19 protein-coding genes and 1 tRNA gene are annotated in these 20240 nt (G+C 72.0%); 13 read left to right on the top strand and 7 right to left on the bottom strand.

Features of this window, described 5'->3' with window-relative positions; all coding sequences use genetic code 11:
• The first annotated feature begins 582 nt into the window (after positions 1–582).
• The 7 genes from AB0950_RS25865 to AB0950_RS25835 all read left to right on the top strand — a co-directional run bounded on the left by AB0950_RS25865 (position 583) and on the right by AB0950_RS25835 (position 7408).
• On the top strand, positions 583–1065 hold the full coding sequence (locus AB0950_RS25865; RefSeq protein WP_003953493.1) for a CarD family transcriptional regulator: 483 nt from the start codon (positions 583–585) through the stop codon (positions 1063–1065).
• 284 nt (positions 1066–1349) lie between these two features.
• Entirely contained in the window at positions 1350–2126 is a 777-nt protein-coding gene (gene ispD, locus AB0950_RS25860; protein ID WP_366779510.1) for a 2-C-methyl-D-erythritol 4-phosphate cytidylyltransferase, read from the top strand.
• Positions 2116–2607: a 2-C-methyl-D-erythritol 2,4-cyclodiphosphate synthase gene (ispF, locus tag AB0950_RS25855; protein WP_360160016.1), complete on the top strand. Its 492-nt coding sequence runs from the start codon at positions 2116–2118 to the stop codon at positions 2605–2607. The genes ispD and ispF overlap by 11 nt, the downstream gene beginning before the upstream one ends.
• Before the next feature lie 87 nt (positions 2608–2694).
• Positions 2695–3099 carry a PPOX class F420-dependent oxidoreductase gene (locus AB0950_RS25850; protein WP_360160015.1) on the top strand — a complete coding sequence of 135 codons (405 nt, stop codon included), beginning with the start codon at positions 2695–2697 and terminating at the stop codon, positions 3097–3099.
• 58 nt (positions 3100–3157) lie between these two features.
• A complete protein-coding gene (gene cysS / locus AB0950_RS25845; protein WP_360160014.1) occupies positions 3158–4558 on the top strand; it encodes a cysteine--tRNA ligase in 1401 nt (466 codons plus the stop codon).
• Positions 4559–4670: 112 nt separating this feature from the next.
• Positions 4671–5612 (top strand): 23S rRNA (guanosine(2251)-2'-O)-methyltransferase RlmB, encoded by a 942-nt coding sequence (gene rlmB / locus AB0950_RS25840; RefSeq protein WP_360160013.1) that lies wholly within the window; start codon positions 4671–4673, stop codon positions 5610–5612.
• A gap of 128 nt (positions 5613–5740) precedes the next feature.
• Positions 5741–7408, top strand: coding sequence for a DoxX family protein (locus AB0950_RS25835; RefSeq protein WP_360575306.1), 1668 nt, complete (start codon positions 5741–5743; stop codon positions 7406–7408).
• A gap of 410 nt (positions 7409–7818) precedes the next feature.
• On the opposite strand, the gene AB0950_RS25830 is transcribed toward AB0950_RS25835, so the two are convergent.
• The 3 genes from AB0950_RS25830 to ugpC form a co-directional block, all read right to left on the bottom strand.
• Entirely contained in the window at positions 7819–8550 is a 732-nt protein-coding gene (locus AB0950_RS25830; protein ID WP_330339176.1) for a nucleotidyltransferase family protein, read from the bottom strand.
• Positions 8551–8641: 91 nt separating this feature from the next.
• Entirely contained in the window at positions 8642–9103 is a 462-nt protein-coding gene (locus tag AB0950_RS25825) for a hypothetical protein (protein WP_360575307.1), read from the bottom strand.
• Between the two features lie 226 nt (positions 9104–9329).
• Complete coding sequence (gene ugpC / locus AB0950_RS25820; protein WP_360160010.1) at positions 9330–10466, bottom strand: sn-glycerol-3-phosphate ABC transporter ATP-binding protein UgpC; 1137 nt, start codon at positions 10464–10466, stop codon at positions 9330–9332.
• Positions 10467–10673: 207 nt separating this feature from the next.
• Between ugpC and AB0950_RS25815 the strand changes: the two genes are divergently transcribed.
• Positions 10674–10747 (top strand) — tRNA-Thr (locus AB0950_RS25815).
• A gap of 122 nt (positions 10748–10869) precedes the next feature.
• A complete protein-coding gene (locus AB0950_RS25810) occupies positions 10870–12162 on the top strand; it encodes a SpoIIE family protein phosphatase (RefSeq protein ID WP_360575308.1) in 1293 nt (430 codons plus the stop codon).
• A 54-nt stretch (positions 12163–12216) separates the two neighbouring features.
• Here the strand turns inward: AB0950_RS25810 and AB0950_RS25805 are convergent, their stop codons facing one another.
• Positions 12217–13137, bottom strand: coding sequence for an aminoglycoside phosphotransferase family protein (locus AB0950_RS25805; RefSeq protein WP_366779508.1), 921 nt, complete (start codon positions 13135–13137; stop codon positions 12217–12219).
• Here AB0950_RS25805 and AB0950_RS25800 point away from each other — a divergent pair.
• The 3 genes from AB0950_RS25800 to AB0950_RS25790 all read left to right on the top strand — a co-directional run bounded on the left by AB0950_RS25800 (position 13136) and on the right by AB0950_RS25790 (position 15788).
• A complete protein-coding gene (locus AB0950_RS25800) occupies positions 13136–13789 on the top strand; it encodes a rhomboid-like protein (RefSeq protein ID WP_366779507.1) in 654 nt (217 codons plus the stop codon). The two genes, AB0950_RS25805 and AB0950_RS25800, sit on opposite strands and share 2 nt — an antisense overlap.
• 10 nt (positions 13790–13799) lie before the next feature.
• Positions 13800–15206, top strand: a complete 1407-nt coding sequence (locus AB0950_RS25795) for an FAD-binding oxidoreductase (RefSeq protein WP_360160006.1) — start codon at positions 13800–13802, stop codon at positions 15204–15206.
• Positions 15207–15308: 102 nt separating this feature from the next.
• Positions 15309–15788, top strand: coding sequence for a GNAT family N-acetyltransferase (locus AB0950_RS25790; protein WP_366779506.1), 480 nt, complete (start codon positions 15309–15311; stop codon positions 15786–15788).
• On the opposite strand, the gene AB0950_RS25785 is transcribed toward AB0950_RS25790, so the two are convergent.
• Together AB0950_RS25785 and AB0950_RS25780 are read right to left on the bottom strand one after the other, a co-directional pair.
• Positions 15777–17303: an MFS transporter gene (locus AB0950_RS25785; RefSeq protein ID WP_360160004.1), complete on the bottom strand. Its 1527-nt coding sequence runs from the start codon at positions 17301–17303 to the stop codon at positions 15777–15779. The two genes, AB0950_RS25790 and AB0950_RS25785, sit on opposite strands and share 12 nt — an antisense overlap.
• A gap of 110 nt (positions 17304–17413) precedes the next feature.
• On the bottom strand, positions 17414–18385 hold the full coding sequence (locus AB0950_RS25780) for a zinc-binding dehydrogenase (RefSeq protein WP_360160102.1): 972 nt from the start codon (positions 18383–18385) through the stop codon (positions 17414–17416).
• Positions 18386–18606: 221 nt separating this feature from the next.
• Between AB0950_RS25780 and AB0950_RS25775 the strand changes: the two genes are divergently transcribed.
• The gene (locus tag AB0950_RS25775) at positions 18607–19296 is read left to right on the top strand and encodes a pentapeptide repeat-containing protein (protein ID WP_360575310.1); all 690 of its coding nucleotides are present in this window, start codon (positions 18607–18609) and stop codon (positions 19294–19296) included.
• A gap of 390 nt (positions 19297–19686) precedes the next feature.
• On the opposite strand, the gene AB0950_RS25770 is transcribed toward AB0950_RS25775, so the two are convergent.
• Entirely contained in the window at positions 19687–20187 is a 501-nt protein-coding gene (locus AB0950_RS25770; protein ID WP_366779505.1) for a hypothetical protein, read from the bottom strand.
• Positions 20188–20240: the final 53 nt, after the last annotated feature.

Raw genomic sequence — 20240 nt, 5'->3', positions numbered from 1 at the left:
TCCCCTTATAAAGCCACCCTAAGGATCTGTCAGCGGCCTTAGGTTACCGAGCCGTTCCCGGCCCGCCGCACCCGACCCTCCCCAACCGCCCCGCATCCCACCGGCTGGGGTAGCGCGAACCCTGCGTCACCGCAGTCACAAGTGACCCTGCAGTCACTTTGCCGAGCGTCCGTCCGGCATTCACATAACCGCGCGCAAAATTTCCGTGAAGGAATGCGTGATCCCCCGCTGATCGCCGCCGATATTGATCACGCTCCGCCCTCCGGGCAGCCGTTGATCAATTCCGGAAACGGCCCGGATCCGCCTCCCGTCACCGAACGGAGTAGCGGAAGTCGTACGCTTGGAAGCGGACAAAACGGGACGTTCATCCACTTGGAGACGGCTCCCGGAGTGTGTAACGTACGCGTTTCACCTTGCCCGCAGAGCCCCTCCGACCTGCGAATTCCCGGTTCGCCGGGCCCCTCGCAGCACGTTCCTGTCGCAGTTGTCAAGCCCCGAGATATGCCCTGACCTGCGAAAACGCCATTCAGAAGACGGCGTATCCGTGTTACCCTGGATAGCCACGGAAGGGGTACCTGTCACATGACGTTCAAGGTTGGCGACACCGTGGTCTATCCCCATCACGGGGCCGCGCTGATCGAGGCCATCGAAACTCGCCAGATCAAAGGCGTGGACAAGACCTACTTGGTGCTGAAGGTCGCCCAGGGTGACCTGACGGTACGTGTGCCAGCGGACAATGCTGAGTTCGTGGGCGTGCGTGATGTGGTCGGTCAGGACGGGCTGGACCGGGTCTTCGAGGTGCTGCGCGCGCCGTACGCCGAGGAGCCCACGAACTGGTCCCGTCGCTACAAGGCAAACCTGGAGAAGCTCGCCTCCGGCGATGTCATCAAGGTCGCGGAGGTCGTGCGTGACCTGTGGCGCCGCGAGCGTGAGCGAGGGCTCTCCGCCGGTGAGAAGCGCATGCTTGCCAAGGCCCGCCAGATCCTGGTGAGCGAGCTCGCTCTCGCGGAGAACACGAACGAGGACAAGGCCGAGGCCCTGCTCGACGAGGTGCTCGCCTCCTGACGCGTCACGGCGGCGACCCTTCGCCTCCGTCAAGCTCAGTACGAACACAGTGAGATGCCGCGGTGCCCGCTGACACTTAACTGTCGCCGGGCGCTGCGGCATGTCCGTACCCGCACGCGGGTGTTCCTCGTGAAACCAGTGGACCGGCCCCCCGATACTTGATGTGCCGGGCCCGGGCGGATGGCTCGACCAGGGTCACGGAAAGGGTCCGGTCAAGGCGTCGCGCCCGGCACTCCTGAAGGCCATACCCACGTAGGTCGAGCACACAAACCTGACAGGAACCGATGTCTGACGAATCGCGCCCTTCGCCCGCGCAGACCCCCGTCGCCGCCGTGATTCCCGCCGCCGGCCGGGGCGTGCGCCTCGGTCCGGGCGCCCCCAAGGCGCTGCGCGCGCTGAACGGCACGCCCATGCTCATCCACGCCGCCCGCGCGCTCGCCGCGTCCCGGCACGTCTCCCTGGTGATCGTCGTGGCCCCGCCGGACGGCGCCGCCGAGGTCAAGTCCCTGCTCGACGCGCACGCCCTGCCCGGCAGCGGCCCGAGCGGCGGCCTGGGCAGGACCGACTTCCTGGTCGTGCCCGGCGGGGACAGCCGCCAGGAATCGGTCAAGCTCGGCCTGGACGCCCTGCCCCCCGAGTACGGCATCGTCCTCGTCCATGACGCGGCCCGCCCGCTGGTCCCGGTCGACACGGTCGACGCGGTCATCGAGGCCGTGCGCGACGGCGCCCCCGCGGTCGTCCCCGCGCTGCCCCTCGCCGACACCGTCAAGGAGGTGGAGCCCGCCACCGAGGCCGGCGCCCCCGAACCGGTCGTCGCCACCCCGGAGCGCGCCCGCCTGCGCGCCGTCCAGACACCGCAGGGCTTCGACCGGGCCACCCTGGTGCGCGCCCACGAGACGGTCACCGACAACGTCACGGACGACGCGAGCATGGTCGAACAGCTGGGGCTGACCGTCGTGGCCGTACCCGGGCACGAGGAGGCCTTCAAGGTCACCCGGCCCCTCGACCTGGTCCTCGCCGAGGCGGTCCTGGCCCGCAGGAGGCTGAACGATGGCTTCTGAGCCGCTGTTGCCGCAGGTGGGCGTCGGCACCGACATCCACGCCTTCGAGGAGGGCCGCGAGCTGTGGTGCGCGGGCCTGAAGTGGGAGGGCGAGGGACCCGGGCTGGCCGGACACTCCGACGCGGACGTCGTCGCCCACGCCGCCTGCAACGCCCTCTTCTCCGCCGCCGGGCTCGGTGACCTGGGGCAGCACTTCGGCACCGGCCGCCCCGAGTGGTCCGGCGCCTCCGGGGTGACCCTGCTGACCGAGGCCGCCCGGATCGTCCGCGAGGCCGGCTTCACCGTCGGCAACATCGCCGTACAGGTGGTCGGCCCCCGCCCGAAGATCGGCAAGCGCCGGGAGGAGGCCCAGAAGATCCTCTCCGAGGCCGCCGGCGCGCCCGTCTCCGTCTCCGGCGCCACGACGGACGGCCTCGGCTTCCCGGGCCGCGAGGAGGGGCTGATGGCGATCGCGACGGCGCTGGTGGTCCGCACGGGCTGAGGGACGGCCGCCGTGGTGCGGGTGAGCCGGGGGCGTGCGAGGGTACCCTCACGACCACCAGTGATCCCTGGACTCCGGAGGGTGCCCATGTCCGCCGTACTGTCCGACCAGCTCAAGTCCGTGCTCGACGGCAAGGTGTTCATCGTCGTCGGCACCCTCCAGCCCGACGGCAGCCCCCAGCTGTCCCCGGTCTGGGTGAAGCGCGACGGCGACGACCTCCTGTTCTCCACCACGGTCGACCGCCGCAAGTACCTCAACCTGGACCGCGACCCCCGCGTCACCGTCGCCGTCCTCAACCCCGAGCAGCCGTACGAGTACGCCGAGATCCGCGGCACCGCCGAGATGACGACCGACGGCGGCCCGCAGCTCATCGACGAACTGAGCGTGAAGTACACCGGCAAGAAGTACGCGGAGTTCAACCCCGAGGCCGCCAAGGACGCCCAGCGGGTGGTCGTCCGCATCAAGCCGCGGAAGGTCGTCGGACGGCTCTGAGCCCGACATTGCGGGGAAGGGGCGTGAGGCACCCTGTCGCGCCCACTACCCTGGAGTGGTGACTATTCGCCTGTACGACACCAGTGCCCGGCAGATCCGTGACTTCACCCCGCTCAAGCCGGGCTGTGTCTCGATCTACCTCTGTGGCGCCACCGTGCAGGCGGCACCGCACATCGGGCACATCCGGTCGGGGCTGAACTTCGACATCATGCGCCGGTGGTTCGAGTACCGCGGCTATGAGGTGACGTTCATCAGGAACGTCACCGACATCGACGACAAGATCATCGCGAAGGCCCACGAGCAGGGCCGCCCGTGGTGGTCGATCGGGTACGCCAACGAGCGCGCCTTCAACGAGGGCTACACCGCTCTGGGCTGCCTGCCGCCCACCTACGAGCCGCGGGCCACCGGCCACATCACCGAGATGGTCGAGATGATGCAGCGCCTGATCGAGCGCGGGCACGCCTACGCGGCCGACGGCAACGTGTACTTCGACGTGCGGTCCTTCCCGCGGTACCTCCAGCTGTCCCGGCAGGAGCTGGACAACCTGCTCCAGCCCGCCGGCGAGGGCGAGACGGGCAAGCGGGACCCGCGGGACTTCGCCCTGTGGAAGGCGGCCAAGCCCGGTGAGCCCACCTGGCCCACGCCGTGGGGCGAGGGCCGCCCCGGCTGGCACCTGGAGTGCTCGGCGATGGCGCACAAGTACCTGGGCTCCGCGTTCGACATCCACGGCGGCGGCCTGGACCTGATCTTCCCGCATCACGAGAACGAGATCGCCCAGGCCAAGGCCTACGGCGACGACTTCGCCCGGTACTGGGTGCACAACGCCTGGGTCACCATGGCCGGCGACAAGATGTCCAAGTCGCTCGGCAACAGCGTGCTCGTGTCGGAGATGGTCAAGCAGTGGCGCCCCATCGTGCTGCGCTACTACCTGGGCACCCCGCACTACCGGTCGATGATCGAGTACAGCGAGGAGTCGCTGCGCGAGGCGGAGGCGGCGTTCGCGCGGATCGAGGGCTTCGTGCAGCGGGTCACCGAGCTGGCCGGCAAGAGCGTCGACCCGGCCGCCGAGGTGCCGCCCGCGTTCGCCGAGGCGATGGACGACGACCTGGGCGTGCCGCAGGCCCTCGCGGTCGTGCACACCACCGTCCGGCAGGGCAACAGCGCGCTGGCCGCCGACGACAAGGAGGCCGCCGTGGCCCGCCTGGCAGAGGTGCGGGCCATGCTCGGCGTCCTCGGCCTCGACCCGCTCGACGGGCACTGGGCGGGCGACTCCGAGCAGGGCGAGGACCTGCACGGGGTGGTCGACAGCCTGGTCCGGCTCGTCCTGGACCAGCGCGAGTCCGCCCGCGCCCGCAAGGACTGGGCCACCGCCGACGCCATCCGCGACCAGCTCAACCAGTCGGGCCTGGTCATCGAGGACAGCCCGCAAGGACCCCGCTGGACCCTCGGGGCCCGGTAGCCCGGGCCTTGATCGATTGTGCCGCCCGGCCCCCCGGGCGGCACACTGCATAGACGTAACAGACGCACGCACACGCGTTTCCGTAGCGATTTCCGTAGAGAACAGGTAGGTCATGGCCGCGAACAACCGCCGCATGTCCGGCAAGAAGGGCGCGCAGGTCGGCAGCGGCGGCAAGCGGCGCCGGGGCCTCGAGGGCAAGGGCCCGACCCCGCCCGCCGAGATGCGCAAGGGCCACGTCAAGCAGCGCGCCGCCGCGGCCAAGTCCCGCCGCGCCCAGGGCCGCACGCAGCAGCGCCGGGGCGGCGGCAGGTCCGCCTCCGAGCTGGTCGTCGGCCGCAACCCGGTGGTCGAGGCGCTGCGTGAGGGCGTCCCCGCCTCCACGCTCTACGTCCAGCAGTTCATCGACAACGACGAGCGGGTCCGCGAGGCCCTCCAGCTCGCGGCCGAGCGCGGCAACATCAACCTGATGGAGGCCCCGCGCCCCGAGCTGGACCGCATGACCAACGGCCTCAACCACCAGGGCCTGGTCCTGCAGGTCCCGCCGTACGAGTACGCGCACACCGAGGACCTGCTCGACGCGGCGGCCGACGAGGGCGAGGACCCGCTGATCGTCGCTCTCGACGGCGTCACCGACCCGCGCAACCTGGGCGCGGTCGTCCGCTCCGTCTCCGCCTTCGGCGGCCACGGCGTGGTCGTGCCCGAGCGCCGCTCGGCCGGGATGACCGCCGGCGCCTGGAAGACCTCCGCGGGCACCGCCGCCCGCACTCCGGTGGCCCGCGCCACCAACCTCACGCGCGCCCTGGAGTCGTACAAGAAGGCCGGCCTCACGGTCGTCGGGCTCGCCGCCGACGGCGAGGTCGAACTCGGCGATCTGGAAGCCCTCGACGGTCCGGTCGTCATCGTGGTCGGCAGCGAGGGCAAGGGCCTGTCCCGCCTGGTCGGCGAGACCTGCGACGTCCGGGTGCGCATCCCGATGCCGGGCGGCGCGGAGTCCCTCAACGCCGGTGTCGCGGCGGGCGTCGTGCTCTACGAAGCGGCACGCCGCCGGAGCTGAACACCCGTCCGATACCTCACCCGTGCGGGGTAATTTCGGCGTCCATGTGGCGCTAGGGCCGACTTTGACGGGGTCCGGACACATCCGCCCGGTCAGAACAGTGTCCTAACTCCACGTCACTCGGTTAGATGAGTGTGGACACCAGAACACCCCGCACACCCACGGGGGAACGCTCGTCGGGATTCCAGTCCGGACCCGACGACGCTCCCGCGCTGAGCATGGTGAAGGTGCCGAGCGATCCGGCGCAGGTGATCGTCAATCACGCCAGCTTCCGCGTGCAGCTGGGCGCGTCGGCCACGCGCACCCGATCCCCGCGGATCGCCCGGTATCCGAGCGCCGTCCAGGACTCCGCCCGGATGCCCGTCGTGGGCACGGCGGGCCGGGCGGGCGCCGTCGCCGCCGGCCGCCGCCGCCCCGTCGTGTGGAGCGGCAGGTCCGCCCCCGACGACACCGGCGCCCACCGGCTCCTCCAGGCCGTGCGGGGCAGCAGCGTCCGCCACACCGAGGAGCCCGAGGCCGGCGCCACCCAGGTCATCCCGCGTGTGGAGACCGGCTACGCCGACACCTACGACCGCACCTACGACGAGCTGGACCAGACCGTCGAGACCCCGGTCGTCGGCCACCAGCGCACCGCCCCCGACGACACCCGCCTGCTGCCTTCCATGCGCCCGGTCGGCGGCGCCTACGACGAACCCCCCTACGCGGACGACGGATACGACGGATACGAGGACTACGACCCGTACCCGGACGCCGCCGACCCCGACGCCCCGCGCCCCGCCCGCCGCCACGCGGACGACCCGGCCCGGCACGCCTACTACCCCGGCCGCCGGATGAACCTCGGCGTCGTCCTCCTCCCGCTCCGCATCTTCCTCGGCTTCATCTCCATCTACGCCGGCATGGGCAAGCTGTGCGACCCCGTCTACTTCGACGGCGGCAAGCGCGGCTCCATGGTCAAGTGGCTCAACACCCTGCACCCCTGGGACGTCGCCGAGCCGCTGCGCCAGTTCGCCCTGCACCACCCGGTCGGCTCCGGCCTCGTCATCGCCTTCCTCCAGGTGGTGGTCGGCGTGCTGACCATCCTCGGCTGCTGGCAGCGCGTGGCCGCGGTCGTCGGCGCGCTCCTGTCCGCGGCGCTGATCGTCACCGTCAGCTGGAAGACGGTCCCCGCCTACGACGCCCCCGACATCATCTACCTGGCCGCCTGGTCGCCGCTGATCATCGCGGGCGCCCCCGTCTACTCCGTGGACGGCCGCCTCGCCGCCGGTGCCTGGCGCCGCCTCGGCCCCCGCGCCGACATCTGGCACCTGCGCCGCTACGTCCTGCGCCGCGGCGCGCTCCTCACGGCCATCACCGTCGGCGTCACCCTGCTCGTCGGCTCGCTGCTCGGTGGCGCCGTACGCGACTCCAGCCGCGTCGTCGTCCCCGGACCCGGCGAGGCCCCCCGCAACAACCTGCCGGGCTCCCCGCTCCCGCAGGACCCCGGCAAGCGGCACAGCAAGAGCCCGGCGGCCTCCACCTCGCCCACGGCCGGCGCCAGCCCGTCCGGCGCGGCGACGACCCCGGGCGCCACGCACACCGCCGGCGGTACGACCACGACGCCCACCCAGACCCAGGGCACCACGGGCCAGATCCCGCCGCGCCAGTCCTCCCCGACGGGCGGCGCCCCCAGCACGACGGCCGGCCCGACCAGCACCGGCGGCACGTCCAGCGGGGGCTCGTCCTCGGGCGGCACGAGCAGCTCCGGCGGCTCCTCGTCCTCGGGCCAGCCGGGCCTGGTGGGCGGTCTGCTCGGGTAACCCACCGGTTCCGGACGCGGAAGGGCCCCGTACCCGAGGAGGTACGGGGCCCTTCCGAATGTGCGGGAAACCTAGGGGCACGCTCAACAGCCCGAGCAACGAACGCGCACCCGCGCCCGGCGACGACGCACCCGCGCCCGGCGACCTCGCACCGGCGGTTGGCGACCTCGCACCCGTGCCCCGCGACGAGGCACCCGCGGTCGGCACCAGGCCCCGCGGTCGGCGACCAGGCACCGGCGGTCGGCACCAAGCCCCGCGGTCGGCAACCTCGCACCCGCGCCCGGTGACCTCGCACCCGCGGTCGGCGACCAGGCACCGCGGTCGGCAACCTCGCACCCGTGCCCCGTGACCAGGCACCCCTCGCCCGGCGAGCACGCACCCTCGCCCGGCGACCAGGCACCCGCGCCCCGCTACCGCCCCAGCGCGGCAAGCTCCTTGGCCGCCTCCGTCAGGTCCTTCGCCGTGTCGATGGCGCGCCAGTACGCGCCCTGCGGAATCGGGAAGCCGAACAGCCTCCGTTCCCGGGCCAGTCCGGGGAACGTGGTCCGTTCGTGGTCCCCCCGCTCCGGCAGCAGCGAGGCGAACTCCGGCGCGAAGACGTACACGCCCGCGTTGATCTCGAACGTGGACGGCGGAGCCTCGATGAAGTCGGTGATGTGCCCGAACCCGTCGGTCTTCACCGCGCCCCAGGGGATGCGCGGCCGGGCGAGCGCCAGGGTCGCCGTGGCATCCCGCTCGGTGTGGAAGTCGGCCATGTCCCGCAGGGAGAAGCGGGTCCAGATGTCGCCGTTGGTGGCGTACCACGGCCGGTCGGGGCGGGGGAGATGCGCGGCGGCGTACTTGAGGCCGCCGCCGCGGCCGAGGGGCTCGGTCTCCACGACGGTGGTGACGGAGACGGGCAGGTCGGCGGAGTCCAGCCACTTCTGCAGGACCTCGGCGAGGTGGCCGCAGGAGACCACCACGTCCGTCACGCCTTCCTCGGCGAGCCAGGCCAGCTGGTGGCCGATGATCGGGGTGCCCGTGCCGGGGATCTCGACCATCGGCTTGGGCCGGTCGTCGGTGTAGGGACGCAGCCGGGAGCCCTGGCCCCCGGCCAGGATCACGGCCTGGGTGGGGCGCGACGCGGCGTTGGGATGGGTCATGACCGCACTGTACGCGGCGCCCCGCCGGGCCCGGCCCGCAACGGCGCGCTCCTTGGGGCGCCGTTACCCGAAGGAGCGCCGTCGGCGGCCGTCAGGTGTGTGCCGCGAGTACACCGGAGGCGAACGCCGTGTCGCACACCGGGCGGGCGTAGGACTGGGCGCGGGAGGCGCCGTAGATGCGCACCGCGGCCTGGCCCAGGGCGCGGGCGATGGCGGAGCAGTGCCGGGCCAGCGAGGGGTGTCCGTTGACCGCCTGCTGGAGGTGGGTCAGGACGACGCCCGGGTTCTGGTCCTGCAGCTCGCTCATCAGGCGGTCGCGGAGCACGTCCTGCGGGGCCTGGGAGACCGTCTTGGTGGCGACCTCCGCCGAGGAGACCTCGGAGGCGGCCAGCACCGAGCTGGAGGGGCTGCCCGTCCAGTTGACCCGGGTGACCGCGAGGGTCCCGGAGAGCACCAGGACGACGGGCAGGACGAGGGCGAGAGTGCGGCCGATCCGGCGGGCAGGGCCGCCCCGGTGGCCGCGTCGCGTCTGAGGGGTGGTGGAGTGCTTCACGCGTGTGAGGGTAGCGCGGGGTAATGATTTGGCGACATTTAGTCACCCTTTCGGGGGATGAGGAGGCGCTGATTTCTGGGTAAGGGGTTGACGCGCCCGCCCGAATTGATCGCTGTGCCGGGGTATTTCCAGCGCGCGGACGACGCGAAAGGGGCCCCGCGGCACTCCGCGGGGCCCCTTTTCGTCAACCTCGCCGCGAAACGGCAGCTCAGTCGCGTGAACGCGGTCAGTCGGACAGCCGCTCACCGGTGGAGGTGGAGAACACGTGGGTCTCGCCCGGCCGCGGCACGACGTGCAGCGTGGAGCCCTTCTCCGGGACCTGGCGGCCGTTCACACGGACGACCAGGTCCTTGACCTCGCCGCCGACCTCGGCGGTGCCGTAGACGTAGCCGTCGGCGCCCAGCTCCTCGACCACGTTCACGGACACGGCGAGACCGGCCGGCGCGTCCGCGCTGTCCTTCGTGAGGGACGCGGCCGCACCGCCGTTGTGCTCGACGACGTCGAAGTGCTCGGGGCGGACGCCCACGGTCACCGTGCGGTCACCCTTGTCGGCGGCGGTCTTCAGGGCCTCCCGGTTGACCGGGACGACGCTGTTGCCGAACTTCACGCCGCCGTCGGTGATCGGGACCTCGACCAGGTTCATCGCCGGGGAGCCGATGAAGCCGGCGACGAACAGGTTCGCGGGCCTGTCGTACATGTTCCGCGGCGAGTCGACCTGCTGCAGGAGGCCGTCCTTGAGCACGGCCACACGGTCGCCCATCGTCATGGCCTCGACCTGGTCGTGGGTGACGTAGACGGTGGTGATGCCGAGGCGGCGCTGCAGCGAGGCGATCTGCGTACGGGTGGAGACGCGGAGCTTGGCGTCCAGGTTGGACAGCGGCTCGTCCATGAGGAACACCTGCGGCTCACGGACGATGGCGCGGCCCATGGCGACACGCTGGCGCTGACCGCCGGAGAGCGCCTTCGGCTTGCGGTCCAGGTACTCGGTGAGGTCGAGGATCTTCGCGGCCTCCTCGACCTTCTGCCGGATCTCCGCCTTGTTGACGCCGGCGATCTTGAGCGCGAAGCCCATGTTGTCGGCGACCGACATGTGCGGGTAGAGGGCGTAGTTCTGGAACACCATGGCGATGTCCCGGTCCTTGGGCGGCAGGTGCGTGACGTCGCGGTCACCGATGCGGATGGCGCCGGCGTTGACGTCCTCCAGGCCCGCGAGCATCCGCAGCGAGGTGGACTTTCCGCAACCCGACGGGCCGACCAGGACGAGGAACTCGCCGTCCTCGATCGCGATGTCGAGCGCGTCGACGGCGGGCTTGGTGGAACCCGGGTAGATCCGGGTCGCCTTGTCGAACGTGACTGTGGCCATGGTGAATGGGCCCCCTTCTACCGGCAGGAACGTGCCGGACGATCCGTTGTAGGAAGGTGGTTGGTGTAGTCCACACGGGTGAACTGGCTCAGGACGGTACCTGGCGTTCACGCGATCTGTCAGTACCTGGATCCCTGTGAACTTCGGGGAAATTCCCGACGGCCCCCGCCGCGGACCTGGGTACACTGCACGAGCACCCCGGTGCACGCCTCCTTAGCTCAGCTGGCCAGAGCACCGCTCTTGTAAAGCGAAGGTCGTCGGTTCGAATCCGACAGGGGGCTCTGGAAAACCGGTCCGACCTGGGGTTCTCCCAGGTGGACGCTCTCTCGGCCCCGGACTCCTCGTCCGGGGCCGCCCTTGTGGGCGGCTGTCTCGGCGTGTCTCGTGTGGTGATCACTCCCGCATGGTGGGACACCGGAGAGGGGGGCACCGCCAGAGGGACGGGAGAGCGCCTGTGACTACGCCGCCGATCGACTACCGCGCGCTGTTCGCCGCCACTCCCAGCCCGTACCTGGTCGTGGGCCCCGATCTCGAGATCCTCGACGTGAACGCGGCCTACTGCCGCGCGACCGGGTGCATGATCGAGGACCTGATCGGGCTCTACCTCTTCGACGCGTTCCCGGACAATCCGGCCGATCCGCACGCCGACGGGGCACGGAACCTCAACGCCTCCCTGCACCGGGTGCTGCGCTCGAAGGAGCCGGACACCATGGCGGTGCAGAAGTACGACATCCCCGTGCCCGGCCACCCCGGGGAGTTCCAGGAGCGCTGGTGGTCCCCGGTCAACACCCCCGTGCTCGGGCCCGGCGGCGAGGTGGCCTGGATCATCCTCCGGGTCGAGGACGTCACCGACTTCGTGCTGTCCAACGCCGCCCACACGCGGCCGGGCCAGGCGCTGAGCGAGCGCGAGGCCATGGAGGCCGAGCTGTACGCGCGCGCCCGCGAGCTGCAGATCATGAACGAGCAGCTGCGGCTGGCCCACGCCCGGGAACGGAAGGTCGCCGTGACCCTCCAGGAGGCGATGATGCAGTCACCGGACCTGGCCCAGCACCCGAACATCGCGGTGCGTTACCTGCCCGCGGCCAAGGGGCTCAACGTGTGCGGCGACTGGTACGACGTGGTGAACCTGCCCGACGACACCTACGGCGTCGCGGTGGGCGACGTGGTCGGCCACGGCCTGGAGGCGGCCGCCGCCATGGGCATGCTGCGCAGCGCCCTGTCCGCCGCCGTCCGCGCCCTGTGTGAGCCGGCCAGGGCCATGGAGGTGCTGGGCCTGTACGCCCGTTCGGTCGAAGGGGCCCTGGCCACCACCGCCATCAAGGCGGTCGTCTCCCCGCGCGGCCGGCACATCACCTACAGCAGCGCCGGCCACCTGCCGCCCGTCCTGGTCCACCCCGACGGCACCTTCATCCTGCTCGACCAGGCCACGGACCCGCCGCTGGGCGCCCGTCCGCTCCACGTCCCGCGCCCCCAGGCCGCCGTCGCCTACGCGCCCGGCGACACCCTGGTCCTCTACACCGACGGGCTCGTCGAACGCCGTGACGAGGACATCGACGCGGGCCTGAACCGGCTCACCGCCACCCTCGCCGACCACGCGCGGCTCAGCCCCGACCACCTGGCCGACGTGCTGCTGTCCCGCCTGGGCGTCAGCAGCGGCGGACACGACGACATCGCTCTGGTCGTCGTCCGCCTGTAGCGCCCGCCCGCGAAAACGCCGCTGGTCCGGGAGCCTCCGCAGGCCGGGGCTTGATCAGGATCCGGTGCGGAGGCGGCGTACCAGTTCGAGCCGGCGTTCCTCGATCGGCCGGCCGTCCTTCACGTCCCACAGGGCGTTCTGCAGCATCCGGCCCAGCGTCCACGCCAGCGCCCGGTCCCGGTCCAGGCCGAGGACCTCGGTCATCGCGTCGAACCGGCGCCGTACCTCGGCCGCCTCGAACCGGTTGTCCAGGGCCGGCCACATCTCGAACCCGGGGTCGCCCGCGAGCGGCTTGGGGTCGATGGCCAGCCAGTCGGCGCGGTCGGCGGCCAGCACGTTCTCGAAGTGCAGGTCCCAGTGCAGCAGCCGGTGGCCGGGCTCTCCGGCGACCTCGCGCACGGCGGCCGCGCAGTCGGCGACCGTGCGGCGGGCCACCGGGTCGGGAATGCGCTCCAGCGCCCACGGCGTCCGCTCCAGCATGGCCCCGGCGATGTCACCGAGCCGGCGCATCCCCGGCGGCGCCGGAAACGACGTCAGATGCGCCAGCAGCCGCGCGATGACCACCACCGCCTCACGGGTGTCGGCCACGGCGGACAGCATCCGCGAGGCGTCGAGGCGCTCCAGCAGCATGGTGCCCGTCGCCGGATCGTGGTCGAGGAGCCGTACCGCGCCGTCGCCGTCCCACACCCGCAGCGCGACCGGTTCCCCCTCGCTCTCCTCGTCCGGCAGCTGCAGTTTGAGGACGGCGGGTGTGCCGTCGGCGCGGACGACCGGCAGGACCAGCGCGCTCACGCCGTTCATCGACGGCCCGTCGAGCCGCAGCCGCCAGCGGTCCAGGAAGGCGGCCGCGAGATCCGGCAGCCCGGCGATGAACGCCCGCCCCGCCGCGCCGTTGTACGTCTCCTGGGCTTCGGCCAGCTCGCCGGGAATGTCGATCACGGACCGGACGATACTGGCGTGCGTGAATCGGCTCATGGGAATCAACCGGGACGTCGGCGGCGTATGGGCGTACATCCGCAGTGCCCCGGGCACCTATGTGTGGCTGCTGGTGCTGTTCGTGACGACCGTCGCGCTGCACCAGATGTCACCGGAGTTCGAGCAGCACTTCCTGCGGCAGCGGTCCACCAACATCCACGAGCTGTCCCACAACCCGGTGCGGGTGCTCATTTCCAGCGCGATGTGGATCGACAGCGGGCGCTGGCTGCCGTACGTCGTGCTGTACACGGTGTTCCACGCGCCCGCCGAGCGCTGGCTCGGCACCGCCCGCTGGCTCGGCGTGTGCGCCTGCGCGCACATCCTGGCCACACTGATCAGCGAGGGCGCGCTGCTGAAGGCGATCCGGGACGGCATGGCCCCGCACTCGGCGGTCAACACCCTGGACATCGGCGTCAGTTACGCTCTGGCCGGTGTCGTCGGCGTCCTCACCTACCGGATCGCGACCCCCTGGCGCTACGTGTATCTGCTGGTGATCCTGGTCGTCTTCGCGCTGCCCCTGGCCGAGGGCCGCACCTTCACCGAACTCGGCCACTTCGTCTCCGTGCTGATCGGCCTCGCCTGCTGTCCGCTGACGAAAGGCCGCGGAAAAGCATGGAATCCGAAGGAGACACTGGACGCTCTCAGGGGTTAACGTCCCGGCCATGAGCAGCTCGGCAAGCGGCGCCGTCAACGGCGGGATCTCCTTCTGGTACGCGGACGACGGACTTCCGGCGGTGCGCGAGCCGCTGTCCGGGGACACGACCGCCGACGTCGTGATCGTCGGCGGCGGCTACACCGGCCTGTGGACGGCGTACTACCTGAAGAAGGCCGCCCCCTTCCTGCGCATCACCGTCCTGGAGCAGAAGTTCTGCGGCTACGGCGCCTCCGGTCGCAACGGCGGCTGGCTCTACAACGGCATCGCGGGCCGCGACCGCTACGCCCGGCTGCACGGCCGCGAGGCCGCCGTACGGCTGCAGAAGGCGATGAACGACACGGTCGCCGAAGTCGTCGCCGTCACCGAGGCCGAGGGCATCGACGCCGACGTGCACAAGGGCGGCGTCCTCGAAGTGGCCACCACTCCGGCCCAGTTGGCCCGCCTGAAGGCCTTCCACGAGCACGAGCTGTCGTACGGCGAGAAGGACCGGGAGCTGTACGGCGCCCGGGAGACCGCCGAGCGGATCCGGGTCGCGGACGCAGTCGGCTCCAGCTGGACCCCGCACGGCGCCCGCCTCCACCCCGCCAAGCTGGTCAAGGGCCTGGCGGCGGCCGTGGAGGCCCTCGGCGTCACCCTCCACGAGTCCACCCCGGTGACGGAGATCCGCCCCCAGCACGCCGTCACCCCCTACGGCACCGTCCGCGCCCCCTACGTCCTGCGCTGCACGGAGGGCTTCACAGCCTCCCTGAAGGGCCAGAGGCGGACCTGGCTGCCCATGAACTCCTCGATGATCGCCACCGAGCCGCTGACCGAGGAGCAGTGGGCGTCCATCGGCTGGGACGGCCGCGAGACCCTCGGCGACATGGCGCACGCCTACATGTACGCCCAGCGCACCGCCGACGGCCGGATCGCGCTCGGCGGCCGGGGCGTGCCGTACCGCTTCGGATCCCGCACCGACAACGACGGCCGCACGCAGACGGCGACGATCGAGGCCCTGCACGAGATCCTGACCCGCTTCTTCCCCTCGCTGGCCGGTGTCCGGGTGGCGCACGCCTGGTCGGGCGTGCTGGGTGTGCCGCGCGACTGGTGCGCCACGGTGACCCTCGACCGCTCCACCGGGCTGGGCTGGGCCGGCGGCTACGTCGGCTCCGGCGTCGCCACCGCCAACCTGGCCGCCCGCACCCTGCGCGACCTGGTCCAGCGGGACTCCGGCCAGGGCGGCCGGACCGAGCTGACCGACCTGCCCTGGGTGAACCACAAGGTCCGCAAGTGGGAGCCGGAGCCCTTCCGCTGGCTGGGCGTGCACGGCATGTACGCCACCTATCGCGCGGCCGACCAGCGGGAACGGCTCCGGCCGGGCACGGAGTCGTCCCGGCTGGCGAAGGCGGCGGACCGGGTGGCGGGGCGGCACTGAAGGGCCGCGCCGACCGGGTGGCGGGGCGGCGCTGACGGGCCGCGGCCGACCGGGTGGCGGACGGCGCTGACGGGCCGGGGCGGCCCGGGTTAGCCTCCCCGCATGATCCGTGCCGCGACTGTCGACGACGTCCCCGCCATCCACGCCATGATCCGTGAGCTGGCCGAGTACGAGAAGGCCCTGGAGGAGGCGAAGGCGAGCGAGGAGCAGCTCGCCGAGGCGCTGTTCGGCGCGCGGCCGGCGGCGTTCGCGCACATGGCGGTGGACGACGCGAGCGGTGAGCCGGTCGGGTTCGCGCTGTGGTTCCTGAACTTCTCGACCTGGCGGGGCGTGCACGGCATCTACCTGGAGGACCTGTACGTCCGCCCGGCCGCGCGCGGCGGCGGGCACGGGCGGGCGCTGCTGACCGAGCTGGCGCGGATCTGCGTGGAGCGCGGGTACGGGCGGCTGGAGTGGGCGGTGCTGGACTGGAACCGGCCCGCGATCGGCTTCTACGAGGCGCTGGGCGCCCGTCCGCAGGACGAGTGGACGGTGTACCGGCTGACGGACGGGGCGCTCGCCGCGCTGGGCTCAGCCCACTGACTCCGCCACCGGCGGCTTCGCGGCCGTGCCGTGCTTCGGCGCCCTGGCCGTCACCATGAACGCGGCGACCAGGCCGGCCAGCAGCATCACGGCGGCCGCCCAGCCGATCGCGACCGTGTAGCCGTGCACCACGCCCGCCGGGATCACCGTGGCCTTCTGGGCGGGGCTGTGCAGATGGGCGGTGATGTAGGCGGTGCTGCTGGTGGTGGCGATGGTGTTGAGCAGCGCCGTACCGATGGAACCGCCCACCTGCTGCGAGGTGTTGACGGTCGCGGAGGTCACGCCGGAGTCGCGCGGGGCGACGCCCGTGGTGGCGGTGGCGAACACCGGCATGAAGGTCAGGCCCATGCCGAGGCCCATCAGGATCAGCGCGGGCAGGATCTCGGTGGTGTAGGAGGAGTGGACCGTCATGCGGGTGAGGAGCAGCATGCCGCCCGCGGCGAGGGCCATGCCGGGCGCCATGAGCGTGCGCGGGGCCACGTGGTGCAGCAGCCGGGCGGAGATCTGGGTGGAGCCGGTGATGATCGCGGCGGTCAGCGGCAGGTAGGCGAGACCGGTCCTGACCGGGGAGTAGCCGAGGATGACCTGGAGGTAGTAGGTCATGAACAGGAACAGGCCGAACATGCCGATCGTCGCGAGCATCATGGTCAGGAAGCAGCCGGCGCGGTTGCGGTCCTTCAGGATGTGCAGCGGCAGCAGGGGGCTCGGGGTGCGGTTCTGCCACCACACGAACGCGGCGAGCAGGGCGACGCCGGCGGCGAAGAGGGCGAGCACCAGGGGATCGCTCCAGCCGCGCGGCTGCGCCTCGCTGAAGCCGTAGACGATGGACACCAGGCCGCCGCAGCCGAGCACGGCGCCGGGGGCGTCGAGGCGGGCCTCGTGGTGGCCGGGGCGGTCGTGGAGCAGGGCGAAGGCGCCGACGACGGCGAGGACGGCGATGGGCACGTTGACGTAGAGGCACCAGCGCCAGTTCAGGTACTCGGTGAGCAGTCCGCCGACGATGAAGCCGATCGCCGATCCGCTGCCGGCGAGGGCGCCGTAGATGCCGAAGGCCTTGCCGCGTTCGCGCGGGTCGGTGAAGGTCGTGGTCAGCAGGGAGAGCGCGGACGGCGCGAGGACGGCGGCGAAGACGCCCTGCAGGGCGCGGGCGCCGAAGAGCATGCCGGAGCCGGTGGCGGCGCCGCCGATGGCGGAGGCGACGGCGAAGCCGATGAGCCCGAAGACGAAGGTGCGTTTGCGTCCGACGAGGTCGGCGATGCGGCCGCCGAGCAGCAGCAGGCCGCCGAAGGCGAGGGTGTAGGCGGTGATCACCCACTGCCGGTTGCCGTCGGACATGTGCAGGGCGTGCTGGGCGGAGGGGAGGGCGATGTTCACGATGGTCGCGTCGAGGACGACCATCAGCTGGGCGAGCGCGATGACGACCAGGGCCCACCAGCGGTGCGGATCCGTTCCCTCGGGGGTGTGTCCGGCGGCGTGTGCGGGGATGCCGGACTCACCCGTTCGGCCGGTACTCATCTGGCCAGAAGACCACGAATCGGGGCGTAGTGCACCCCGGTCGTCACGTTTGTCGCGTTGATCCGATCCACTGTTATCTGTCAGATACTTGTCGCTTATCGGCTTGTTCGTCATGGTTCCAGTACCACCTTTCCGATCGTGCCGCGGTTCTCGAGCGCGCGGTGCGCGGCGGCCGCCTCCGCGAGCGGGAAGCGGGTGACGGCCGGACGCAGCCGGCCGTGGGCGGCCTCGGCGAGTGCGCGCAGTTCGAGCGCGCGCAGGCCGCCGGCCCTGCGGAGCATCTCCGGGCCGAGGACGGACTCCGACACGCCCTCGACGGCGTAGCCCCGGCCCTCGCCGATCCCTTCGGCGGACCAGCCGAAGACCAGGTGCCGCCCGCCGGGTCCGAGCAGGTCGACGGCCTGCCGGGCCGCCTCGCCGCCGACGCCGTCGTAGACGAGCGTGGCCGGCCTGCCTCCGAGGTGGGCGCGGACCTTCGCGGGCCAGGAGCCGTCGGTGTAGTCGACGGCGAGGTCGGCGCCGTTCGCCCGGACGCGGGCGGTCTTGGCGGGGCCGCCCGCGAGCCCGATCACGGTGGCGCCGGCGTTCCTGGCGTACTGCACGAGCAGGGAGCCGATGCCTCCGGCGGCGGCCGGTACGACCACCACGTCGCCCGGTCCCGGCTCGGCGCACCGCACGATGCCCAGTGCCGTACGGCCCGTGCCGATCATGGCGACGGCCGCGGCGAAGTCCAGGTTCGCCGGGATCTCGTGCACCCGGTCGACGGAGGCGACGGCGCGTTCGGCGTACCCGCCGGGCGCGAAGCCGAGGTGGGCGACGACCCGCCTGCCGAGCCACAGCTCGTCGGCGCCGTCGCCGAGCGCGTCCACCACTCCGGCGACCTCCCGGCCGGGCACGGTCGGCAGGGCGGGCGGCTCGGGCAACGGGCCCCGGTGGCCGGCGCGCAGTGCGGCGTCGAGCAGGTGCACCCCGGCCGCGGCGACCGCGATGCGCACCTGGCCCGGGCCGGGGACCGGGTCCTCGACCTGCTCGTAGGTCAGGTTCTCGGCGGGCCCGAAGGCGTACAGACGGACGGCGTGCATGGCGAACCCCCTGGCGGACGACCGGCTCATCGCGCCCACCCTCCGACCTCAAGTGCGCTTGAGGTCAAGCGCGGATGGGTGCTGCGGTGCATGGGTCGGGCTCCCCCCTCGGTCGGTCACCTCGCTTCACGCATACGACGTTTCGCCCGGCCGGAATGTGACATCACCCGGGTCTGCCCAGGTCAGGGGGATTGTCAGTGGCGGGGTGCAGCATGGGGTGCATGGCGAGGAGAGCGACGGACGGCCGTGCGGCGGGCCGGGCAGGGGTGAAGGGCGCGCGCCGGCCGGAGCTGCGGCTGCCGCCGCTGGGGCCGTGGTCCGGCGGCGCGTTGGCGCCGGACGGGGACTATGACGCGCTGGAGTTCCAGGACGCCGACCTGACGGGGCAGGACGGCGTGGGCGCCCGCTTCATGGACTGCGCGCTGACGGGCTGCCTGGTGGACGGTACGGCGCTGGGCCGGGCCAGAGTGCTGGACTCGGTGCTGAGCGGGCTGCGCGGGGTGGGCACGCATCTCGCCGAGTCCACGTTCCGGGACGTCGAGCTGATCGACGCCCGGCTGGGCGGCGCGCAGTTGCACGGCGCGGTCCTGGAGCGGGTCGTGGTCCGCGGCGGCAAGATCGACTACCTGAATCTGCGCGAGGCCCGCCTGAAGGACGTCGTCTTCGAGTCCTGCGTGCTGGTCGAGCCGGACTTCGCGGGCGCCACCCTGGAGCGGGTGGAGTTCGTCGACTGCGCGCTGAGAGAGGCCGACTTCGGCAGCGCGACCCTGAAGGACGTGGACCTGCGCGGGGCCGCGCCGCTGGAGATCGTACGAGGCCTGGACCGGCTGTCGGGAGCGGTGATCAGCACCGCGCAACTGCTGGATCTGGCACCGGTGTTGGCGGCGGAGATGGGGATTCGGGTGGAGTAGGGGGGCGGCTTGTCCGGGCCCCTGGGGCCGGGTCCCGGGCTGCCGGGTTCCGGGGCCGCGGGGTCCCGGGGGCAGCCGGGGCTCGGGCCCCTGGCGCTCAGGGCGTCCGGGCTCAGGGCGTCCGGGTTCAGGGCGTCCGGGTTCAGGGCGTCCGGGCCAGGGACTCCGGGCTCAGCGCGTCCGGGCTCAGGGCGTCCGGGTTCAGCGCGTCCGGGCCAGGGACTTCGGGCTCAGGGCATCCGGGGCTCAGAGGGCCTCCAGGCTCAGGGCGTCCGGGTTTCAGGGCATCCGAAACTCAGCGCGTCCGGGCCCAGGGCATCCGGGTTTCAGGGCGTCCGGGCTCAGGGCGTCCGGGATTCAGGGCATCCGGGGTTCAAAGAGCCTCCAGGCTCAGGGCATCCTGGGGAAGCGGGCCTGGAGGGTCCAGATGGCCGGGTTCTCCGCCAGGTCCTCGTGGAGGTCGGTCAGGTCGGCGATCAGGTCATGCAGGAAGTCGCGGGCCTCGCGGCGCAGTTCGGCGTGGGCGAAGGTCAGCGGGGACTCCTCGGCCGGCGCCCAGTCGGCGGCGATGTCCACCCAGCCGAAGCGGCGCTCGAACAGCATCCGGTCGGTGGACTCGGTGAAGTCCAGCTCCGCCCGCTGCGGCCGGGCGGCGCGGGAGCCCATCGGATCCCGGTCCAGACGCTCCACGATGTCGCACAGCGCCCACGCGAAGTCCAGCACCGGCACCCATCCCCAGGCTGTGGACAGCTCCCGGTCCGTCTCGGTGTCCGCGAGATACACGTCACCGCAGAACAGGTCGTGCCGCAGCGCGTGGACGTCCGCGCGGCGGTAGTCGGTCTGCGGGGGGTCCGGGAACCGGTTGGAGAGGGCGTAGCCGATGTCGAGCACGTCACAGATGGTGTCACGCCCGAGCGGCAGCCCCGGACCCGAGGACCGGACCC

Origin of the sequence: Streptomyces sp. NPDC007189 (assembly GCF_040703635.1) — a bacterium.
Lineage (GTDB): Bacteria > Actinomycetota > Actinomycetes > Streptomycetales > Streptomycetaceae > Streptomyces.
The sequence above is the reverse complement of the archived record's forward strand: the minus strand, read 5'-3'. Positions and strand labels throughout refer to the sequence as shown.

What these genes read in the sequence shown, in the direction of transcription:
- AB0950_RS25865 (WP_003953493.1), top strand. Translation starts at nt 583, where the DNA reads ATGACGTTCAAGGTTGGCGACACCGTGGTCTATCCCCATCACGGGGCC.
- ispD (WP_366779510.1), top strand. Translation starts at nt 1,350, where the DNA reads ATGTCTGACGAATCGCGCCCTTCGCCCGCGCAGACCCCCGTCGCCGCC.
- ispF (WP_360160016.1), top strand. Translation starts at nt 2,116, where the DNA reads ATGGCTTCTGAGCCGCTGTTGCCGCAGGTGGGCGTCGGCACCGACATC.
- AB0950_RS25850 (WP_360160015.1), top strand. Translation starts at nt 2,695, where the DNA reads ATGTCCGCCGTACTGTCCGACCAGCTCAAGTCCGTGCTCGACGGCAAG.
- rlmB (WP_360160013.1), top strand. Translation starts at nt 4,671, where the DNA reads ATGGCCGCGAACAACCGCCGCATGTCCGGCAAGAAGGGCGCGCAGGTC.
- AB0950_RS25835 (WP_360575306.1), top strand. Translation starts at nt 5,741, where the DNA reads ATGAGTGTGGACACCAGAACACCCCGCACACCCACGGGGGAACGCTCG.
- AB0950_RS25830 (WP_330339176.1), bottom strand. Translation starts at nt 8,550, where the DNA reads ATGACCCATCCCAACGCCGCGTCGCGCCCCACCCAGGCCGTGATCCTG.
- ugpC (WP_360160010.1), bottom strand. Translation starts at nt 10,466, where the DNA reads ATGGCCACAGTCACGTTCGACAAGGCGACCCGGATCTACCCGGGTTCC.
- AB0950_RS25810 (WP_360575308.1), top strand. Translation starts at nt 10,870, where the DNA reads ATGGTGGGACACCGGAGAGGGGGGCACCGCCAGAGGGACGGGAGAGCG.
- AB0950_RS25800 (WP_366779507.1), top strand. Translation starts at nt 13,136, where the DNA reads ATGGGAATCAACCGGGACGTCGGCGGCGTATGGGCGTACATCCGCAGT.
- AB0950_RS25805 (WP_366779508.1), bottom strand. Translation starts at nt 13,137, where the DNA reads ATGAGCCGATTCACGCACGCCAGTATCGTCCGGTCCGTGATCGACATT.
- AB0950_RS25795 (WP_360160006.1), top strand. Translation starts at nt 13,800, where the DNA reads ATGAGCAGCTCGGCAAGCGGCGCCGTCAACGGCGGGATCTCCTTCTGG.
- AB0950_RS25790 (WP_366779506.1), top strand. Translation starts at nt 15,309, where the DNA reads ATGATCCGTGCCGCGACTGTCGACGACGTCCCCGCCATCCACGCCATG.
- AB0950_RS25785 (WP_360160004.1), bottom strand. Translation starts at nt 17,303, where the DNA reads ATGAGTACCGGCCGAACGGGTGAGTCCGGCATCCCCGCACACGCCGCC.
- AB0950_RS25780 (WP_360160102.1), bottom strand. Translation starts at nt 18,385, where the DNA reads ATGCACGCCGTCCGTCTGTACGCCTTCGGGCCCGCCGAGAACCTGACC.
- AB0950_RS25775 (WP_360575310.1), top strand. Translation starts at nt 18,607, where the DNA reads ATGGCGAGGAGAGCGACGGACGGCCGTGCGGCGGGCCGGGCAGGGGTG.